We start from the raw sequence: 19,059 nt of genomic DNA on the forward strand, positions 1-19,059 counted from the left end.
TTTCAGCTCTTCGGAGATGAACTCACGTAGTTTCGCGACGGGAAATGTGTGGCCGTCTTTCTTTTCACACAAAGCGAAACTACGTGAGTTATGAAAACGAATTCATTAACCGTACCTGTTACCGGAAGCCGGAAGCGCGTACAAGTATCCAATCATTTTTCCTGGACTGCGGTTCAGAAATTTTACAACGCCATGCCCGGCGAAGCCACTCCCTGTAAAAACATCTACGAAGCCAAGATGTACACAGCCGCTTTGCTGGCTGTTCTCTCTATTGTATTCCTGCCGCTGGTGATTGCGGCTTGTTTGGTTTATTGTTCAGCGAAGAAAGGAGGCAAGATATGAAACGAAAAGAACCTGTGTGGGGTATCATCACCGATGAATACACCACTGAAAAAGGCGGCACTCGTAAAGTCTATACCGTCACCTACGAACGTGAACGGGTATCCACTCTCCTTTCCCTTCGCCAACTCAAGTTATTGGCTAGTTTCCTATATTGGTTTATTTCTAAAGAAGAAAGGAGAAAGAAATGACACCGATTAACATTGAAGGTATTGTTGTTACTGAGAAACTTATCAGCTTTATAAAACAGTTTCAAAATGATCCCGAATTTATGGATGCTCAGATTGGTGTAATCGACAATGCCATTACCCTAATAGCTTGTGACTGTGTCTGTGAAAAAGGTAGGGAGCAAGAAGCTCTAAACGCTATTGCAGACTTATGTTTTTTAAAACGTGACATCCGCTTATTAGAAGGGAAAGAAGATTAATGACATAACAGATATACCCTATCGATTAATAGGATGCGTCCTTTCTTAAAAGAGGGCGCATCCTTTTTTTTGTAACCAAAACGAACACTATGGTTACAGACGAACTTATCAAAACAGAATTTATTCACTCCATTGTGACACGAGACATAAACCGGATCTATGAAACACAGGAGGAAGTTATACGGGCAAACTTTAAAGGCGGAACCGGCAGGTTAGCCGAGTTTCTTAGCCAACATCCAGTATCCATGTCTGGAGAAGGGCTGAAACAAACCTATCACATGAGAGTATTTTCCTATCTCCGATTCTTAGATATCCGATATCGTAAACAAGAAATGTTCTTCCGCCGCAGATTAGCCTTATATAACCGTGTCATCTGGGGTATATTATACAATGAAACCATGCAGGATTTGCGGTATGGCCTCACAGATAATATACGTGAACTGATGCGCAATGACTTGGAACAATTTGGAGGTGTTTCCTCTCTTGAACTTCGAAACAGTTGGGCAAATCACCTTCTGTAATGTCCTTTATTCCATTTGTTTCATCTTCTACTTTCGCAATAAAAATAGGTTAATATGGCAAAAAAACTTACAGAAGATGAATTAAAATGGATCCTGTCTGTCGATGCAACAAAAGCACAACAGGAAGTCCGGGCTCTATCTAATGACAATAAAAAACTCAACACTACCAATAAAGAGCTAAAAGAGCGGATGATTGATCTGATCGCTACCGGCAAAAAAGAATCCGAAGAATTCAACAGACTTTCAAAAGAAGTCGAACTAAATAACGAAAAGATCGACAAAAACAAAGCTAAGATCAAGGCTTTGGAAGGCACAATGGGTATTAGTGCCCTGACAATGGCCCAACTTCGGAAACAGGCGAAGGATTTACAACGCCAACTGGATAACACATCACAGGCAACACATCCGGAAAACTATAAAAAGCTCGAACAAAATCTAGTGGCAGTAAAAAACAGAATATCTGAATTAAAGGCAGGCGGTGAAAAAACAGGAGATGCATTATCATCCTCTTTTGGCAAAGTAACCACCGTTGTAAAAGGCTTTCTGGCTTTGAAAGTTGTTGGATATTTGAAAGACATCATATCGAATGCCATCGAAACCCGTAAAGAGTTTGCCAAATATGAAGCTGTCCTACGAAATACCTTTCAAAGCCAGGAAAAAGCAGCCAAGTCCATGTCCATGCTAAAAAAACTGGCACAAGAAACACCTTATTCTCTGCAAGAGATAACTGAAGCCTACATTAAGATGGTCAATCGTGGAATTGTACCAACAGAACAGGAAATTATAAAGCTTGGAGACCTTGCCAGTTCTCAGGGGAAATCATTAGATCAACTTATTGAAGCTCTTTTAGATGCTCAAACAGGAGAGTTCGAACGCCTTAAAGAATTTGGCATTAAAGCCAATAAAGAAAATGATAAAGTGAAATTTTCTTTTAAAGGAGTTGCAACAGAAGTCAATTTTACAGAAAAGGCCATATCTGATTACCTCTATTCGTTAGGTAACATTGAAGGTGTACAAGGAGGCATGGCTGTACAAATGGAGGAATTAGAAGGTAAATATTCCAACTTTGGGGATACATTAGACGCCTTATTCAATACGATCGGTAAACGAATAGAACCTATTGCAAAAAAAACATTAACCTGGTTAAGTAAAATGGTTGACGGTCTTAGGGTTGCACTCAGTAGTCTTGATGATTTAAAACAAGATGTTTACAACGATGCTGCCCAGAATACCTATAATGATACCCAGGAGCAAGTCGATGTAATGGTTGATAAATTGGTAAAAAATGGTATGGATAAAAAAAAGGCCATTGAACGAACTATTGATATTTTACGAAAGCAATCATCTGAAGAATTAGTCAAAGCAGAAAAAGAACAAGCTGCATTAGAAGCTAGATTAATGAATAATTTATGGCCCTCTGCAAGAAAAAATATTGAACAAGCATTAGCCCAAAAGAAAGCAGAAGTACAACGTTATAAATCAGAACTGACAGCCCTTGACGATAAAGTCAAGTCGTTAACCCCTGAAAAGAAAGTTGTTTCCGATTCTGAAATAAAGAAACAAAATGCAGCATTTAAATCAGCAATGGATTTAAAGCTACAGCAGATGGATAATGCTCATGCTGAAGAATTGGCAAAACTTAAGAAAAACAAAAACGAAACTCAACAAACGGAGCAGTTTTACAACCTGGAAGTTCTCCATGCTGACGCTAAGTATTATTCGGATCGCCTTCAAGCATTAGAGAGCTATCAGAAAAAAACAAATGATCCAAAAATATTATCAATAATTGCGAAACAGCAAATAGAAGCCCAAACAGCACTTCTTGATGTTCAGCAAAAGCGGGAACAGGAAATGATCAATGTCCTCAAAGACAACCGGGACAAACAATTGAAAATAGAGTCGCAATCATATAAAAATCAGCAGATCACCTTTGAAAAAGCATTAGCAGAAAAACAAATCTCACAACAACAATATGATGCTTTGATGTTAAGTGCGGAAACAGCGACAGCCGAAACCCGTCTTAAAATAAATCAGGATTACCAGTCCGACGTATCCTCTTTAGAACTATCATCCGGAACGATCAAAGCTCAGGCCATATCGGAAGCAAACGAAGCTGTTATAACTGCGGATCTTGATGCCGCCAAAAGTCGTGCTGCCCAACAAAAGGCTCTCCAAAATTTAGTAAAGGATTTTAAATCCGAATTTAAGCTAACAACAGTTGACGAAGATACCGAAGCTCAAATGAAAGTACTGGAAGCATCTTATCTGGCTCGAAAAGAAATGGCTGAAAAAGAAAACATGGATACCGCCGAACTAGATGCAGCTTATGAACGTGCTAAAACTCAATTGTTGCAACAGGAGGAAGATAAGCGAAATCAAATACGTTCCCAGTATGGTCTGCTTTCCATGCAGGAGCAATATGAAGTTGAGCAAGAACAATTAAAACAGCAATATGACCAGGGCCTATTGGATGAAGAAGAGTATCAGAAAGCTAAGAATCAAATAAAAGTCAACTATTTGAAAAAAAGTTATGATGCTTATTCAGAGATGTTTTCCGGAGCTATCAATGCTCTCCAAGAAGCTGAACTGGCCAATATAGATGCTAAATACGATGCTGAGATCCAGCGTGCCGGTGACAACTCGGAAGAGGTTGCCCGGTTGGAAAAAGAGAAAGAAAACAAAAAGCTTGCTGTACAAAAAAAGTACGCTAATGTCAATTTCGCCATTAAGGTATCCGAAATAATAGCAAATACAGCCGTTGCAATCATGCAGGCTTTTGGCCAGTTAGGCCCTATAGGAGGTGGAATTGCTGCAGCTATGTTAACCGCTACCGGTGCAGCCCAGATAGCAACGGCGAATGCCGAACGAAAAAAAGTCATGGCAATGACTGTTGATGGAGCGGGTAGCTCCGGATCCGGGACAGGTACTCGTGTAGCAACCGGTAAAGAATCCGGTGGATACATTGATGTCACACGCGAACAAGATGGGAAAACTTTTAATGCAGAAGTTGATCCTGAAAAACGAGGTTTTGTCGATCGCCCCACTGTAATAGTTGGTGAAGGTCCAACTGGACAAAGTATGGAATGGGTAGCCAGTAATGATGCTTTGCAAAACCCGACTGTTGCCCCTATCATAAACCTATTAAACGAATCTCAGGAAAAAGGCGAAATCCGAACTGTAGACATGAACCAGCTTATGCGTAAACGCCTGGCCGGATTTGAATCAGGAGGTTATCCTTCTATTCCTGCAACAGCAGATACTAAAGTTTCAACAAATATCACACCGGCAAGCAGTATTGCCGGGACAGAAGTTATCACTAAACTGTATGAGCTGCTTCAAAAAATAGATAAAGAAGGTGGTTTAAAAGCATTCATTATCTATTCAGAATTACAAAAACAACAGGAACTATTAAATGAATCCCGTAAAATAGGTAGTAAATCATGAAAATAATACATTCTTCAGGCAAGGAGCTGAAACTAAAACCGGGAACGGTTTTGGAAATGGAGCGTACAAATCCATTTTTTAATGATTATGGAGAACAATCCCTTCCGGTCAAATTGCCGCCAGATGAGCATAACCGAACAATACTTGGCTTTCCAGACGATATGGCAGGTGTGAATAAGATGCCTAATCGATCCGACGCCACCATTCAGGAAGGTATTTTCTCTATTCGTTGCCGGCAGGCGATTTTATCAGCCAGTCGGAAAGACGGAATTGACACTTCCTTTTATTTGAATATCGGATCGTTTTATGAAAAGATGAAGGATGTTCAACTGGCTACAGTATTCAAGGATAAAGTATTAACGTTTTCGTCTGTAACCAATGCAATCAGTTTTGTTCGTTCGTTGATGGTTAGTCCTGATACTCGTTTTTCCTGTTTCCCGGTATTGGCAGAGAGCCATGAAAGTGGAGAGATTATATGCCTGAACAAAGTTTCCGGGCCGATTAAACCAGATGGGTATTATTCTTTATTTAATGAACAGTATCGGGAGGAAATAATAGATGAGAAAACAGTATCTACTCCAGCCGGATATTTTATCACACCGTTCATAAAAGCGGTACACTTGTTGGAAGAAACATTTAAGTACTTAGGATATACGCTGGAAGACAATTTCTTTTCTAAAACGGAGCCGTTCCGGTCGATGGTTTTTCTTAATAATAATATTGATTCAATTGTTAATGCCGAAATTCGTTATGACCAACTCGTGCCGAATTGTAATATATCCACGATATTAGATATCTTTCGTAACAAATTTTGTTGTGAGTTTATACCTGATGAAGCAAAACGAACTATCAAAATAGTTTTGTTCAACGAAGTGGCTGATAGTAAAGCCGATCAGGATTTGACAAAGTTGCTCACAGAACCAATCAACGTCAATCATGGGGCCAAATATAAACAGGTCAAATTGTCTGCTGACAGAGGGGCTGTGTTGACTTATAATGAAGAATACAAATTGGTTTCTTCATCACCTGATTATTTATCTAAAACATTACCGGAAATAGCAGCTATGTATCCGGAAGCTTTTATTGATCAGACAAGGGGATGGATAATCAGGGAAGGTTTTACTCCTTTAAATTATGTCGTAGAAAAAGTAGGAACATTGAATTGTGATTATTATGCAGGGGGAACCTTAGAGACAGAAAAGAAAGAATCACCAGATACGTTGGTCAGCATAGAATTTGAAACACTATCAAGTGGTGTAGCTCCTTTTATTGGAACAACCAGGGCCATTAATTCAAAAATCATTTGGGACAACAAACCCGCTCAGGGAGGGAGTAAGGAAAATTCGACCCAGAAAAAATCGGAGTTAAACCCAATGTTGTGTTTTACCGCTCACAGAACATCCCGTTTTGATTCCGGTACAATATATGCCTATCTTGATACACGGGAAAGAATATGGGATTATTCTTTGGCATATAACGGACCGGATGGATTATACGAAAAGTTTTGGCGGAAGTATGATGATATGCTTCGCAACTCAATGCGTCCTGTTACTACAAAAATGCTTTTAAAGGATACTGACAAGCTCAATATCTCATCCTATAAAAAAGTAATGATAAATAACCAGGAACTGTTGCCAAATGTCATAAAATACGATGTTGGTAAAAACATAGACACCGAATGTACTTTCTTGACTACGAAATTGTATAATCCTATTTCCTCTGCCAAATCCGAATCAAATCATTTCCCGTCATCAAAGTACCAATGGCAGATGAACTGGGCTAAAAATGTTGGCCCCCAATATAACTGGATGCAACTGAAAGAGCAGCCTATAACCTTATTCCTTCCACCTCCTACAGAGGCTGAATATAGCCGCGGTGGCAGATATCATGAAAAATCATATCCGTGCTGGTTTGCCGTACAAATAGAGTTGATCGGCAAACCAGTATTGGTTGATAAAATTTCAGGGACATTGACAATGTGGCTGGAGCCTATACTTCGTGAGTGGTAGTTGTCCTTTATAAAAGTAGATATCGCTGGTACCTTTGATAAAAATTTGAATAATGGCAGGAGTAATAAAGAAACCTGATGCACTTAATCTGTCCGGAAATCTAAATGAGTTTGTGATGTCATCTTCCGGACTTGTCTCTTTTACTTTAAAGAAGGGAGACAATATACTTTTGCAGCAAAGCTATGAACCAGGTCCGGATAATTTGATAAGAGTAGACATTCAAGATGTAGTCGAAAGTCAGTTGACTTATACCTTGAATGCGGGACAGCCTTTTTATGTACAAAATAAATTGGCAGATACTTTTGTCGCAACAATCGATGGAACAGACTACTCTTTTCGGGTTATCCGTAGTGGGGTTGCTAACCTGGCAGACACGGCTGCAAACTGGTTGAAACTACATTTCCTTACCTGGCAACCGCGCGTTAAGCCTGTTACCTATTACTCTCCTGAATGGTTGACCTATTACGCTGTTGAAGATTGTACCGCGAAGCTTAAAGCTACATATCCGGACAAATCAATCAAGGAAATAACATTAGGAACTTGTGTTGCAGGACATGCTACAACAATGGACTTACAGTATTCAGTTGTTGTCGGCAAGCTAGGGAACACCTATCCGTCTTATTACGAAGTATGGACAGAGAACTCTGGAACGAAATTATCAGAATCACAGGTGTATGCTTTTTCTGATCCTTTGGCAGAAGACGAACAGTGGTATCTTTTTGAAAATAGTTTGGGAGGACTAGATAGCTTTCGGGCAGCCGGGACAAACAACCTGAATGCGGAACATGAACATAATATAGCCGTATTCGGTGACGTCCGGGAAGAGTATCAGGTAGACACCCAGCGAAAGTATACGAAAAACACCGGCTACCTGGATGAATACTCTCGCCGTTGGCTGCTTGACTTTTTCCCCAGCAAGGCTAAGTTTGTTTACGAAGCAACGGCTATCCGGAAAATTATTGTGACAGAAAGCAATGTAACATACATATCGAATGAATTGCCCAGTTCATATACTTTCACTTGGCAACTATCTGAAGTTTCTTCCTTTCTGAACCTTACAAAAAACGAGAGCGATATCCCGGATAATCTGGTCGCTCCGGATCTGTCATCGCCGGATTTTATTTTACCCCCTCGGTTAGCTGAATTTCCGCGGGTACAACTTACCGAGGGGGTACTTATTCCTGCATTCGATCCGTTTAATCCGAAACCGACAGTCACAACTTATGGGGCTATCCATAATACGATCAAGAATGCAGTAATCAAAGAACTGGAGGATGAGATCGGAAATATTGGCAGCGGCGGTTCCGGCGGTAATTGCAATCTTGAAATAATTGAGTCAACCCAGCTAGGTTTTATCTTACCTACCGACAAAAATCTTTACTCTGCTTTAAGTACTGATATTCGGATAAATGAAGAGCTTAATAATTTTCTTGTTGATATCGATGAAATGTATCTGCGTAAAGATATTGACGATCGTGCTCATGGGATAATTACATTCGATAAAAAGATCGGATCATCAATCTTCCTGGACGGCTATGATGGCAAAGGCTGGGAGATTACGGATCCGGGGGCTGCTTTGCTGGACTCTTTGCGGGTAAGAAGTGATGTGTATGTAGGTGGCCGGATGGGATCACCCTCTTTTGCTTCTGGATTCCCCGAAGGGTGGGGATGGGACTTGGCCCCATATAAACGCATTAACTCTGCCGGTGTAGAAGAAACTAAATACCGATTAGAAATTGATGATATCGTAGCAAGAGGTAGCGTTCGCGTTTACGAGATGATTATTTCACAACTCAGGGGCGAAAACGACAATGTTATATTTGCCGGGCAGATGAAGGTAGCCTATTACGATACAGTTACCGGACGTTTATATTTAGATACAGAAGGCGGTATCACTTACAATCCGTTCCGCCCGGGTGACTTGTTGATGGTGCAACGGTATAACGGGATGCCATCTGCCGATAATGATTACTACATAACAAAGCAATATGAACTGCAGGTTAAAGAAGTCGGAATAGGATCGCTTTCGGATGGAGAGGACCGTTTGGACTGGATTACCTTCAAAAACTTCGTAGGCGATCTATCTCAGATTGCACAGAAAGACGTGTTGACACGTGTTGACTCTGCAACAGATTCTACACGCAAAGGAATTGTCAAGATCACAACAATTGACGAACTCGGAACACCTCACATTGATGCGGTGTATGGAATGAAAACTAATCCGGGAGACAGTCTTCTGGCGCGAGTGGGGAATTGCTCATCAATCCGTACAAAAAGCGGAATACAGCTAAATGAGACAGTCGGTTTTTATGCTAGAGGGGCGCACTTAGAATATTCGACAATCGTACTAAATACAGGTGAAACTATAGAGCAAACTTTCACCATCATGGACGGCAAGTTCAACAGTACAATAGAGGGCATCAGGGATGACATGTCGAACCAGTCCGGTAACATTCTGATTAATTCCTCTTTCAGCCGGGATACCAACTACTGGACACCGGCCAACATTGTTCATTTTATTAATGTGTCAAGCGCATATCTATGGATGGACAGTAGTTTTTATGTCGATAAAGAGGCGGTAGCTGATATCTACAGTGACGGAGGCCAGAACAAACTTCGCATAAGAAATACTTACATATTACAGCTGAACTCACTACTCCGTCTCCCGGAACGGACAGATCCATCCGAAGAGGCCTATACTTATTCTTTTGCTTTTAAGTACAAGGTGTTACGTGCCGGTACGTTGTCAGCGGGCTTCCGTGGCACGGAACTATATATCGAACAGCAATTAACCCCCTCTGATAGCTACCAAAAAATAAGCAAGACTGCCAAATGGGACGAGTCTGGTGACTTTGAATTGAGATTTACAGGCGAGATCCTGATAACTGGTGTATCGTTGTTTAATGATGCACTGGCGGACGCTCAGATTAAGCTACAGACGCAGATTGATCAGACAACCGAATACATAAAATTATTGGCAACAAAGAAGTATGTTGATGCTGAAACTGGGGCTATTTATACAAAATATGATGCCTCACTAACAGTGATGGCAGAAGAAATAGCAGCTCGTGTTACCCGTCAGGATTTTAATGCAGAAACCGGAGCTTTACGACAGGAAATAACTTCGGGTTTGAGTATTCAGGCTGGTCGTATTGATGCTGTATCTACGAAAGTTAACGGCTTGCAATCGTCTGTGGCGCAGCTATCCGTCCAGTATGACCAAATATTCTCAGTTGTCGGAAATAACACACAAGGGATAACCGATGCCAAGGATTTAGCAAACAAAGCTTTTGCATGCGGGCTTTACTCGCAAGAACAATATAGCCAGACCGAAAATCCTTGGAACTCTTGGAGAAGTGGAGAAGAATTTAAGCATGTAGGTGCGTTATGGTATAACCCGTCTACAAAGCAAATGAAACGATATACAGGAATGAATGGTAGCGACAGTTGGGAAACTGCGTCTAACAACTCTACAACTGCAGCATCTTTTGTTCTGCAAAACAAGGATAAATGGCAGTTGGTTGTAGCCAACTTCGATGAGAATGGAAAACCCAAAGAAGAATCTGGAATATTAACAACTGCATACGGTAATACTTTATATGCAAAGAAAGACGGCATTATATCCACGATAAATCAATCTTCAGAGAGTATCAGTATCAATGCAAAAAAGATTAATCTTGAAGGAGCTACAAGTATAGGTAATTTTTTAATTGATAAAGGTTGGTTTACTTGTAATTCGACAACCGGAAAAGATGTAGGATACATTGACATGAGAGGCAGTGGGACCCGTATTGCTTTTGGTTCCGATCTGACACCCAGTGTTGCGGGAGGCAGTCTTACATGTACTGCACTTATCACAAATAACAGAACTGCATCGCCTGGAGGTACGGCTTATGCGTTAAGTTTAAAAGCTAGCGGAAATGCAGTAAATGATAGTCATGCAGTTGCTCTTGATTGTGAAGGAGGCGCTCGAATCAGAGGGGAATTTTCTTTGATTGAGAATTTATTTACAGATGTAAATGTCAATATAAGTAACTCTTCATGCTCTAGTGCTTCTAATTTAAGGAGTAGAAGGACGTTTGTGTTCGCTCCATCTTCGTATGAATCTGTTTATTTACCTTCTGATGCCGCAATTAGTAACGAATTTGGATATTTTACTGACGGACGTGCAGTAGTAGATCATTCTGTGATTGTTATCAAAATTCTTATTGCTTCTCATGCCTCGGAAATGATAAATGTTCAAAGCACAATCGGTATAATTGATCATAATGGCAATACGATCAAAGAGAATAATGCTGTAAACAGATCTAATTTTAACATGGCGAGGGGAGATTACGCAGAACTTATGTATATGAATAGAAAATGGTATTTAGTAAATAGAAATTCTTAAAATGTAAATTATGAAACGAGTAAATTTCAAAGAATTAAGTGTAGAAATCGAAATTGATGTTTATGAAACAATGGATTTCAGAAAAGAGATTGGAAACGCAATACATAGACAAGCGGTAACCATCCCTATGGATGAGTTGGCTCGTAAAATTTACCATAGCAATGAACCGGTGGATATTGAAGATGAAGAATATGGACTGATGATATCGGTTTTGTCAAAATCATTTTCGTTAATGCTCTACCAAGCAGTAGAGAGATGCACGATAGAAGTTAAGAAAGATAATAAGGAGGGATAATTATGGCACTAGAACAGGTATCATCAGTAGTAAAGAGCACCTACCTAAACACGGTAGCGGGTTACGATATTCAATACAACGTAGCGCAAGATGAAGGTCAAAGCGTACAGTCTGTAATGGGTACAATAAAGAAGGCCGATGTCGTTTTCGGATACATCACGATCAATGCCGATGGCAGGAAAAATATTTCGTTCGACAAGCCTATCTCAAATGCGGATTCAGAATCCATATACGGAGCGGTATTGACCGATACGGCATCTATTATATATCAAAGAAACAAAACTGAATAAGTTATGGCTGCAGGAGAAATCATCATCTCGGATGGACGGATCACTCCCGAAATCTTGGAAAAGATAACAAGCGAGGTGGTCAATAATATACAGACCACCTCTAAAGATCCGGGGCAATACGAGGAAGTAGACAGCTTGCAGGGTATCACTTCTATTCCTGTGTTCCATCAGAGCGGATCAACTTATAAGTTAGTCCGGGTACTGTTGTCAATCCTGAAAGGGGTAGACGGCAAAGAAGTGCACTTGCAATCAACCGAAACGCACCTGCAATGGCGCTGGACGAATGGTATGTGGGAAAATCTTGTTGCTTGGGCTGATCTGAAAGGTGAAGCGGGTGATACTCCTGAATTCCGTACCGGTTTATCCGGCATAGAATGGAAATATGTGTCAGAGGAAGAAGCGGCATGGAAAGTGCTAGTTACATTCGAAGTCCTGAAGTTAAAGTTTACCGATTTGACTGCCGAACAAATAGCCGCTTTTTGGCAGGCAATACCAGAAGATGTTCTGGCTCTTTTCCAAAAACCGGCTACTGACGCGGCCGCGGAAGTACGTAAAGAAATGGCTCAAATCTCCCAAGAAGTGAATCAAGCTATCACGGATACAAACGCAGCTAAGGATGCGGCCAATACAGCGGCCGTCAATGCTAAATCGGTATCGGATCACCCCGGTTACATAGGCAACGACTACCATGTTTATACCTGGGATTACGTAACAGGTGCGTATAATAAGACCGATACGGTACTCCGCCCTGAAGGGTTTAGTATTTATCGCACTTATGCGACCATCGCAGCAATGAATGCCGATCTATCTAACGTTCCGGAAGGAAAATTCGTGTTGATCAATACCGGTAGCGTTGACGATGAAGATACCGCAAAGTTGTATGTAAAAGGTGCGGCAAACTTTGAATACTTAGTTGATATGTCCGGGGCGATCGGTTTCACCGGCAAAACTCCTCAGATAACGATCGGCACCGTTACGGTAGGATCATCTGCATCAGCTTCTTTGCCTCCGGACGGAACCGACGATAACGGCAACCCTAAATTTAAATTGAACCTGGTTATTGTTGCCGGCCCACAAGGGTTGACGCCCATCATCGAAATGGGTACCACAACGACGGGGCAACCCGGAACGGATGCAGTTGCCACTTTAGCCCCGAACGGTCAGACGTCCGACGGTCGGGATAAGTATTTACTTAATCTGACTATTCCGCAGGGATTGCCGGGAACTGGATCTGGAAATGTCTTAGTGCCTGGACCCGGACTCGTGTCGGGTAAGAAGTATTTGTTTGTCCCGTCGGGTAATGATAGTACGGTCGGAACCTTTGTCGAGTATGTGGTGCCGGAAGCCTACGACGATACAGAAGTACGTCGGTTAATCGGCGAAAAGGTTGATAAGGTTGTCGGCAAGCAATTGACGACAGAGGACTTTACAACCCTGCTAAAACAGAAGCTAGAGGGGCTAACGAACTATAACGACGCAACACTTACGGCGGAGTTGAATAACCTGAAGGCACGTCTGGATGCTTTGATAGGGACATCGGCCAGTGCTGCAATTGATACGTTTAATGAGATCACGGCCTTTCTGGCAGGCATCACCGACACGCAGAGCTTAACGACTTTATTGTCAGGCTTACGGACTGACATTGTAGCTTTGATACCTACCAAGACGTCTGACCTTACCAACGACAGCGGTTTTGTTTCGGATGCTAGTTACGTGCATACTGACAACAACTACACAACAACGGATAAAAACAAGTTGTCAGGGATTGCGGCTAGTGCAAACAACTATGTACATCCCACTACGGCCGGTAATAAGCACATTCCGGCCGGTGGAACTTCTGGGCAGATACTTCGATGGTCAGCAGATGGGACGGCGGTTTGGGGAGTAGATAATGATACAACATATTCTCCGGCAACCGAAACGACAAACGGGCTAATGAGCTCGGATGACAAGACAAAACTTGATCGTATAGGGTCATACACTACCGCCACAACAGTAGCAAACCTCAATGCAAATTACGAAAATATTGAAGTTAGTCTTAATGCTAATGCATCGCTATCGGTTAATGCGGCGGGTAGAAATTATGATGGGCTTGAAATGAATGTACTTGTTTATTGCCCATCGACTCGAACAATAACAATCCCAACATCCGGGAATTATGAGAGCATGTGCGGGAGCTCGCATACTTGCCCAGCTGGTAGGCGGGTAGAATTTAACCTTAAATGCTATGTGGGTATCTGGCATATTGCAAAATTAGAACAACAATAAGGAGGATATATGATATACATAGGACATAACAACAACGCTCCCTTCTTCCTCGAGATCGAAGAAGAGCTGAATACTACAGATAACGTGGTAGTATATACCTGGGAGGATTTTATCGATAACAATGTAGCGTGGCTTAAATTAAGCGCAGAACAGGGGCAGTTTCACAACAATCATCCGGGTGCTACACCGGAGGAAGTCTATAACATGCAGATTCCGGAGCCGGTGCCTGACCCCGAACCAGAACCTACTCCTGAACCGGATGTGGAACAGGTAGTTAGACGGGCAAAGCTGGCAGAGATCGAAGAGCAAGACGCTTTTAGCAACAAGTTTTTTGTGTCAGTGATGCAAGGTGGAATGGAAGTCGCAAATCAGGAGTTGTGGATTGATAAAGGCCTGCGCAATTCCCTATACTCGATCACGCTCCCGGCTCTATTGTCAGACGGTGAAACTACGACAAAACTATGGACTACTGGCACACCGCCTGAATCTCTCGACGTACCAATCCCCTGGGCGATGGAAAAACTCCCATTACTCGAAATCTATGCGAAACGCACCTACGACCGTCGAGCTTCGAACGAGGCTGCTGTCTATGCCGCTACAACCGTCGAAGAGATAGCTCAAATCGACGTAAAAGCGAACTATCCTTTATTTCTTACATTTGAATTAAACTTGGATTTATATGAGCAGGCGTAGGATGATGGAATTGAAACAGGATAAAAATACAGTAAGTCTTTTTCATTGCGATGATACAAATGGGACAGATGCAAAAGGATTTGCTACTGTGCAAAGTAAAAGTTTGGTGGCAGTAGTAGGAAAGTTTGGTGATGCTAATGTCGGGTATGCAAAGTATCAGTTGAATCAATGGGAAAATTTGATATTAAACAGTGATTGGACGATTGACTTCTGGATATACCCTGGTATTAAAAATGACTGGCAAGTAGTGCTTTATTTAGGAGGGGATTCCAAAGGCACAGCGAATATAAGGCTACAAGTAGATTCCAACCAAAGTAAACTCGTATTTTTTTTATCAAATGGATCAGGATGGATTGTAAACGGAGATTCTGTGGGCATTAAATTGGCTGAATGGCAACATGTAGCATTGGTTTATCCAAAAAACACAAAGACCTTAATGTTGTTTGTGGATGGTATTGAAAAGTATTCACATACTTTTAATCCAACATCTGCGCCCGGATCGTATCATTATATAGGTGCAGGATGGAGTAGTAATATTAATGATAATTCGTATCGTGACGAAATTAGATTTAGTAACGTTGCTAGATGGACAACGAATTTTATACCTCCGACAAATCCGTATAATTAAAATATATAAATATGAACACAATAGCAATACAAAAGCGATCAATTAAACAGGACTTGATGATCCTGCTAGTAACAACTGTAATGGCATTTGCCGGATACTGGTATGCGACAGTTCCTCATTATCTCCCAGCATCGAAGATCGAAGAAGGGACGATTGTAGTTAAAAATGACAGTGTGACAACGATTATAATACCGGATAAGCGATGAGTAGGAGGAGGTTTATGAATCAGCAGAAAGAACCTTTACTGGTTAAATTAACTAGTAGTCCAGGGGCAAACTTATCATATACCTTTTTAAATGGGTATAAATATGTTGATATGCTGATCGTTGGTGGAGGAGGCGCTGGTGGGCATGGCTCTAAGGCTTATGGCAGCAACGGTGGTCAAGGTATTATCTGTTTTTATTACCATAATTAATAGCTCAAAACGCATAAAAGGTGAGCCGATCAGAAAAACAGATTGGCTCACTTAACTTTTTTCTTTTTAAAAATCCGTATCAAATTTCTCTATAATAGGATTTGCTTCTTGGATATCATGCGGTGTATAAATGTCAGTCATCAGTATAGAGCTGTGTCGAGCCTGATCACGAACACTGATATTATCAAGTTTGCATCGAAGCATAGTAGTTACACCTGTATCTTTCAATGAGTAAAATTTATATTCCTTTGGAAACTTCAATCCTTTACGCACATATCGATTCCAGTAATCTCTAAATTGTTTTTCCGAACGTTGCTCTTTGCTCGGCATAAAACCGGATCCAAACAAATAATAATCGTTTGGGGCAGATAAGACGCCTAAGTCAAGCATCAGCTCTATAATCTTTTTGTTAATCGTTACCACTGCGCTTTTCCTATTTTTCGAATTTTCCTCCGATATAAATATGGTCCTATTCTTAATCGATATATCTCCGATCTTTATCAATGACATTTCTTTCGGTCGTATAAAACAATAGAACAATATATATGTAGCCAACAAATAATGACGGTTATGACCGACAACGAATGATTTTAATTTTGCCAAGCTATCAGCAGGAATCACTGTCCTACTCTTTTTTCTACTCCTTTTACCTATCACTTCAATACTCTCCGTTGCTATAGTTTTATGATATCCCTGTCTCACCAGGTACTTTGCAAATACGCGAAGCCACATAAGATAATTATCCCGTGTCTGTGGAGAATTATCCCGATCTATATAAATATGCTCAAGGAATTCATTTAGGTACTCCCTGTTCAATTGATATATATATGTAATTGGATTTTTTAAACTTTTATTGTATTTCCGTAGATTTCTAAGATAGGACATGTAACTGGTGTAAGAATCTTCACGTAAAATATCATCTTGAAAATATCGTGTAGCCAACTTTATATAAGCTTCACAAGCTTCATCAAACAAGACATAGGCTTTACTGTTCTCTGATTCGATCCAAGGATTCCACCCGCGCCGTAACTTTTCATTCAAACGCGTCATTAAGTCAGCTGCATATTTCCTGCGTTCAGTAACTTTTGTGATATAATTCAGTTTGATCCGCTTTATTTTCATTTTACCCTCCACCGGATTGAAAGCATAAAAACCAATATACCACTCTTTACCTGTGTACAATTTGGGAAGCGTATAGGATATAATATCCTGTAATTCTGTATTTTTCTGAGATTTGGGCATTTTTTTTTTGGACGAATTCATATCCGCACAAAATCGTTTTCAAATGTCTCCCGGAACTCTCCCGGCTGTATCTAAAAAGGTATAGGCAAATATCTAATAATTAGATATTTGCCTATCAAGTAGTCGGGATGAGAAGACTCGAACTTCCGACCTCCACGTCCCGAACGTGGCGCGCTACCAACTGTGCTACATCCCGTTTTTGATTACGGCTGCAAAGGTACAACTATTTTTGAACCTGCAAACATTTCTGGCATTTTTTTTAGAGAAAACAGTAAAAAAACTTGCCACACATCTTTCCTCGAAAATTTATTGACATTTTCTTCACAAAACATTTGGAGTATTCAAAACTTTCCCTACCTTTGCACCCGTTAAACAAAACAATGGTGCCATAGCTCAGTTGGTAGAGCAAAGGACTGAAAATCCTTGTGTCCCCGGTTCGATTCCTGGTGGCACCACTTTTCAAGAAGGCAAACGATGTAAATCCCTGAATTTCAAAGAAGTTCAGGGATTTTTCTTTTCCAAGAATAGGCAAAATTAGTGGGATTGAAGCAAACCATACGTCCTTATTCAAGGGACTGGTTTTAAAAGCCCGGAATGTTCCACCACAAAGCATCTACTTCATTCTTTTACAGCACGTTGCACTATTTTACATAACAGGGTTCTCGGTTCGATTTCCTAACTTTGTATCATTAAAAATTGAGCCGTATGGAAAGAAAAAGATTCAGCGTGTTGTTCTTCATCAAGCGTAGCAAACTGTTAAAAAACGGGGAAGCACCCGTGCGTGTGCGTGTCACTTATGACCGCCTATACGTGGAACTTCAACTAAAGCGGAGTATCAAAGTCCCACTTTGGTCGCAGGAAAAAGAGAAATCGACAGGCAAAGACCGAAATTCAGTCGAACTTAACCATTACATTGACGCCCTGCGTGTGAAATTCTATCAGATTTACCAAGACTTGGAACTGGAGGGAAAGATTATCTCCGCACGTGCCATAGTGAACCGCTATCAGGGAAAGGACGAAACTTTCAAGACATTGTATAATGTATTCAAGGAACATAATGACAACTGCCGAAAGCTAATCGGGACGGACTATGCCGACATCACCGTAAGACGTTACGACAATTGCCTTAAATACCTCATGGAACTGGTTAAACGGAATTACAAGGTAGATGATATACTGTTGCGTGAGGTAAACGGGGAATTGGTGCGTAAATTCGATTTATACCTAAAGACAGAAAAGCATTGCGCACAGAATACCGTTATCCGGTACATGAAATGTTTCAAGAAAGTGATAAACCTTGCCATTGCCAACGAGTGGCTGACAAAGAACCCGTTTGCAGGAATCAAGTTTCACGAGGTGGAGGTGAACAAACAGTTCCTAAGCCAAGCCGAGATAAACCGGATATGGCAGAAAGAGTTCAGGATTGAACGGCTGGAACTGGTACGGGATGTTTTTATCTTCTGCGTATATACCGGGCTGGCATTCATAGACGTGTATAACTTGCGCCCCGAACACGTTTCAGAGGACAGCAACGGCAACCTGTGGATAGTGAAACCCCGTGAAAAGACAAACAACCTCTGTAACATCCCGCTTTTGAGCATTCCCAAACAGATACTTAAAAAGTATAAGGATAACCCCTACTGCATGGATAAAGGAACTTTGTTGCCCGTTCCCTGCAATCAGAAGATGAACAGCTACCTGAAAGAGATTGCCGACCTGTGCGGTATCAAAAAGAACCTGACCACGCACCTTGCAAGACATAGAATTTTGTCTTTTGCGCTATGAATAAGCAAGTTGCAAGAAGAATTTTCGCGACAGGTAACGATTTAGAAACGAGCGGACTTCGTTGGTCTGCTTAATTCTTGCATCAAATAAAGAGCGACTTAACTTGGTGTAAAGTTACTAAAATATCTCCGTATTACCTACATTTTCAAATACAATCTTTTCCTTGATTACATTTTCGATAGCAAACATAGTATTTGAAATTCCATTCCGCTTTATAAACATTTGTTCATTAATAGTTGTATATTTGCATAATATAGGATGTGCCTCAGCAATTCAAATCCCATTTGTTTGCATTCGGCTTTAACTATATTTG

General features: G+C 40.9%; 16 protein-coding genes and 2 tRNA genes. 16 read left to right on the top strand and 2 right to left on the bottom strand.

Annotation, left to right across the window (positions count from 1 at the left end):
- Positions 1–90: 90 nt before the first annotated feature.
- The 14 genes from HMPREF1212_RS25810 to HMPREF1212_RS25880 all read left to right on the top strand — a co-directional run bounded on the left by HMPREF1212_RS25810 (position 91) and on the right by HMPREF1212_RS25880 (position 15,719).
- On the top strand, positions 91–342 hold the full coding sequence (locus tag HMPREF1212_RS25810) for a hypothetical protein (protein ID WP_046151701.1): 252 nt from the start codon (positions 91–93) through the stop codon (positions 340–342).
- Positions 339–530, top strand: a complete 192-nt coding sequence (locus tag HMPREF1212_RS25815) for a hypothetical protein (RefSeq protein WP_046151702.1) — start codon at positions 339–341, stop codon at positions 528–530. The genes HMPREF1212_RS25810 and HMPREF1212_RS25815 overlap by 4 nt, the downstream gene beginning before the upstream one ends.
- Positions 527–766: a hypothetical protein gene (locus HMPREF1212_RS25820; RefSeq protein ID WP_046151703.1), complete on the top strand. Its 240-nt coding sequence runs from the start codon at positions 527–529 to the stop codon at positions 764–766. Before HMPREF1212_RS25815 ends, HMPREF1212_RS25820 begins: the two co-directional genes overlap by 4 nt.
- 89 nt (positions 767–855) lie before the next feature.
- Complete coding sequence (locus HMPREF1212_RS25825) at positions 856–1,287, top strand: hypothetical protein (RefSeq protein WP_046151704.1); 432 nt, start codon at positions 856–858, stop codon at positions 1,285–1,287.
- 54 nt (positions 1,288–1,341) lie between these two features.
- Positions 1,342–4,731, top strand: a complete 3,390-nt coding sequence (locus HMPREF1212_RS25830; RefSeq protein WP_046151705.1) for a hypothetical protein — start codon at positions 1,342–1,344, stop codon at positions 4,729–4,731.
- On the top strand, positions 4,728–6,740 hold the full coding sequence (locus HMPREF1212_RS25835) for a hypothetical protein (RefSeq protein WP_046151706.1): 2,013 nt from the start codon (positions 4,728–4,730) through the stop codon (positions 6,738–6,740). The genes HMPREF1212_RS25830 and HMPREF1212_RS25835 overlap by 4 nt, the downstream gene beginning before the upstream one ends.
- 52 nt (positions 6,741–6,792) lie before the next feature.
- Positions 6,793–11,130: a hypothetical protein gene (locus tag HMPREF1212_RS27450; protein ID WP_052725129.1), complete on the top strand. Its 4,338-nt coding sequence runs from the start codon at positions 6,793–6,795 to the stop codon at positions 11,128–11,130.
- A 10-nt stretch (positions 11,131–11,140) separates the two neighbouring features.
- Entirely contained in the window at positions 11,141–11,425 is a 285-nt protein-coding gene (locus tag HMPREF1212_RS25845) for a hypothetical protein (RefSeq protein WP_046151707.1), read from the top strand.
- 2 nt (positions 11,426–11,427) lie between these two features.
- The gene (locus tag HMPREF1212_RS25850) at positions 11,428–11,715 is read left to right on the top strand and encodes a hypothetical protein (RefSeq protein ID WP_046151708.1); all 288 of its coding nucleotides are present in this window, start codon (positions 11,428–11,430) and stop codon (positions 11,713–11,715) included.
- A gap of 3 nt (positions 11,716–11,718) precedes the next feature.
- Positions 11,719–13,983: a hypothetical protein gene (locus tag HMPREF1212_RS26495; protein ID WP_052725130.1), complete on the top strand. Its 2,265-nt coding sequence runs from the start codon at positions 11,719–11,721 to the stop codon at positions 13,981–13,983.
- Between the two features lie 9 nt (positions 13,984–13,992).
- Positions 13,993–14,676, top strand: a complete 684-nt coding sequence (locus tag HMPREF1212_RS25865; RefSeq protein ID WP_046151709.1) for a hypothetical protein — start codon at positions 13,993–13,995, stop codon at positions 14,674–14,676.
- Positions 14,663–15,304: a LamG domain-containing protein gene (locus HMPREF1212_RS25870; RefSeq protein WP_082099996.1), complete on the top strand. Its 642-nt coding sequence runs from the start codon at positions 14,663–14,665 to the stop codon at positions 15,302–15,304. The genes HMPREF1212_RS25865 and HMPREF1212_RS25870 overlap by 14 nt, the downstream gene beginning before the upstream one ends.
- A gap of 11 nt (positions 15,305–15,315) precedes the next feature.
- Entirely contained in the window at positions 15,316–15,510 is a 195-nt protein-coding gene (locus tag HMPREF1212_RS25875; protein ID WP_046151711.1) for a hypothetical protein, read from the top strand.
- A 14-nt stretch (positions 15,511–15,524) separates the two neighbouring features.
- Positions 15,525–15,719 (top strand): glycine-rich domain-containing protein, encoded by a 195-nt coding sequence (locus HMPREF1212_RS25880; protein WP_157317162.1) that lies wholly within the window; start codon positions 15,525–15,527, stop codon positions 15,717–15,719.
- Between the two features lie 66 nt (positions 15,720–15,785).
- Here the strand turns inward: HMPREF1212_RS25880 and HMPREF1212_RS25885 are convergent, their stop codons facing one another.
- Positions 15,786–16,961 carry a tyrosine-type recombinase/integrase gene (locus tag HMPREF1212_RS25885; protein WP_046151713.1) on the bottom strand — a complete coding sequence of 392 codons (1,176 nt, stop codon included), beginning with the start codon at positions 16,959–16,961 and terminating at the stop codon, positions 15,786–15,788.
- Between the two features lie 123 nt (positions 16,962–17,084).
- Positions 17,085–17,157 (bottom strand) — tRNA-Pro (locus HMPREF1212_RS25890).
- A gap of 186 nt (positions 17,158–17,343) precedes the next feature.
- Here HMPREF1212_RS25890 and HMPREF1212_RS25895 point away from each other — a divergent pair.
- Both HMPREF1212_RS25895 and HMPREF1212_RS25900 read left to right on the top strand, forming a co-directional pair.
- Positions 17,344–17,416, top strand: a tRNA-Phe gene (locus tag HMPREF1212_RS25895).
- A 250-nt stretch (positions 17,417–17,666) separates the two neighbouring features.
- On the top strand, positions 17,667–18,746 hold the full coding sequence (locus tag HMPREF1212_RS25900; RefSeq protein WP_046151722.1) for a site-specific integrase: 1,080 nt from the start codon (positions 17,667–17,669) through the stop codon (positions 18,744–18,746).
- The last annotated feature ends 313 nt before the right edge of the window (positions 18,747–19,059 follow it).

The sequence above is a fragment of the Parabacteroides sp. HGS0025 genome (assembly GCF_000969845.1).
Lineage (GTDB): Bacteria > Bacteroidota > Bacteroidia > Bacteroidales > Tannerellaceae > Parabacteroides > Parabacteroides gordonii.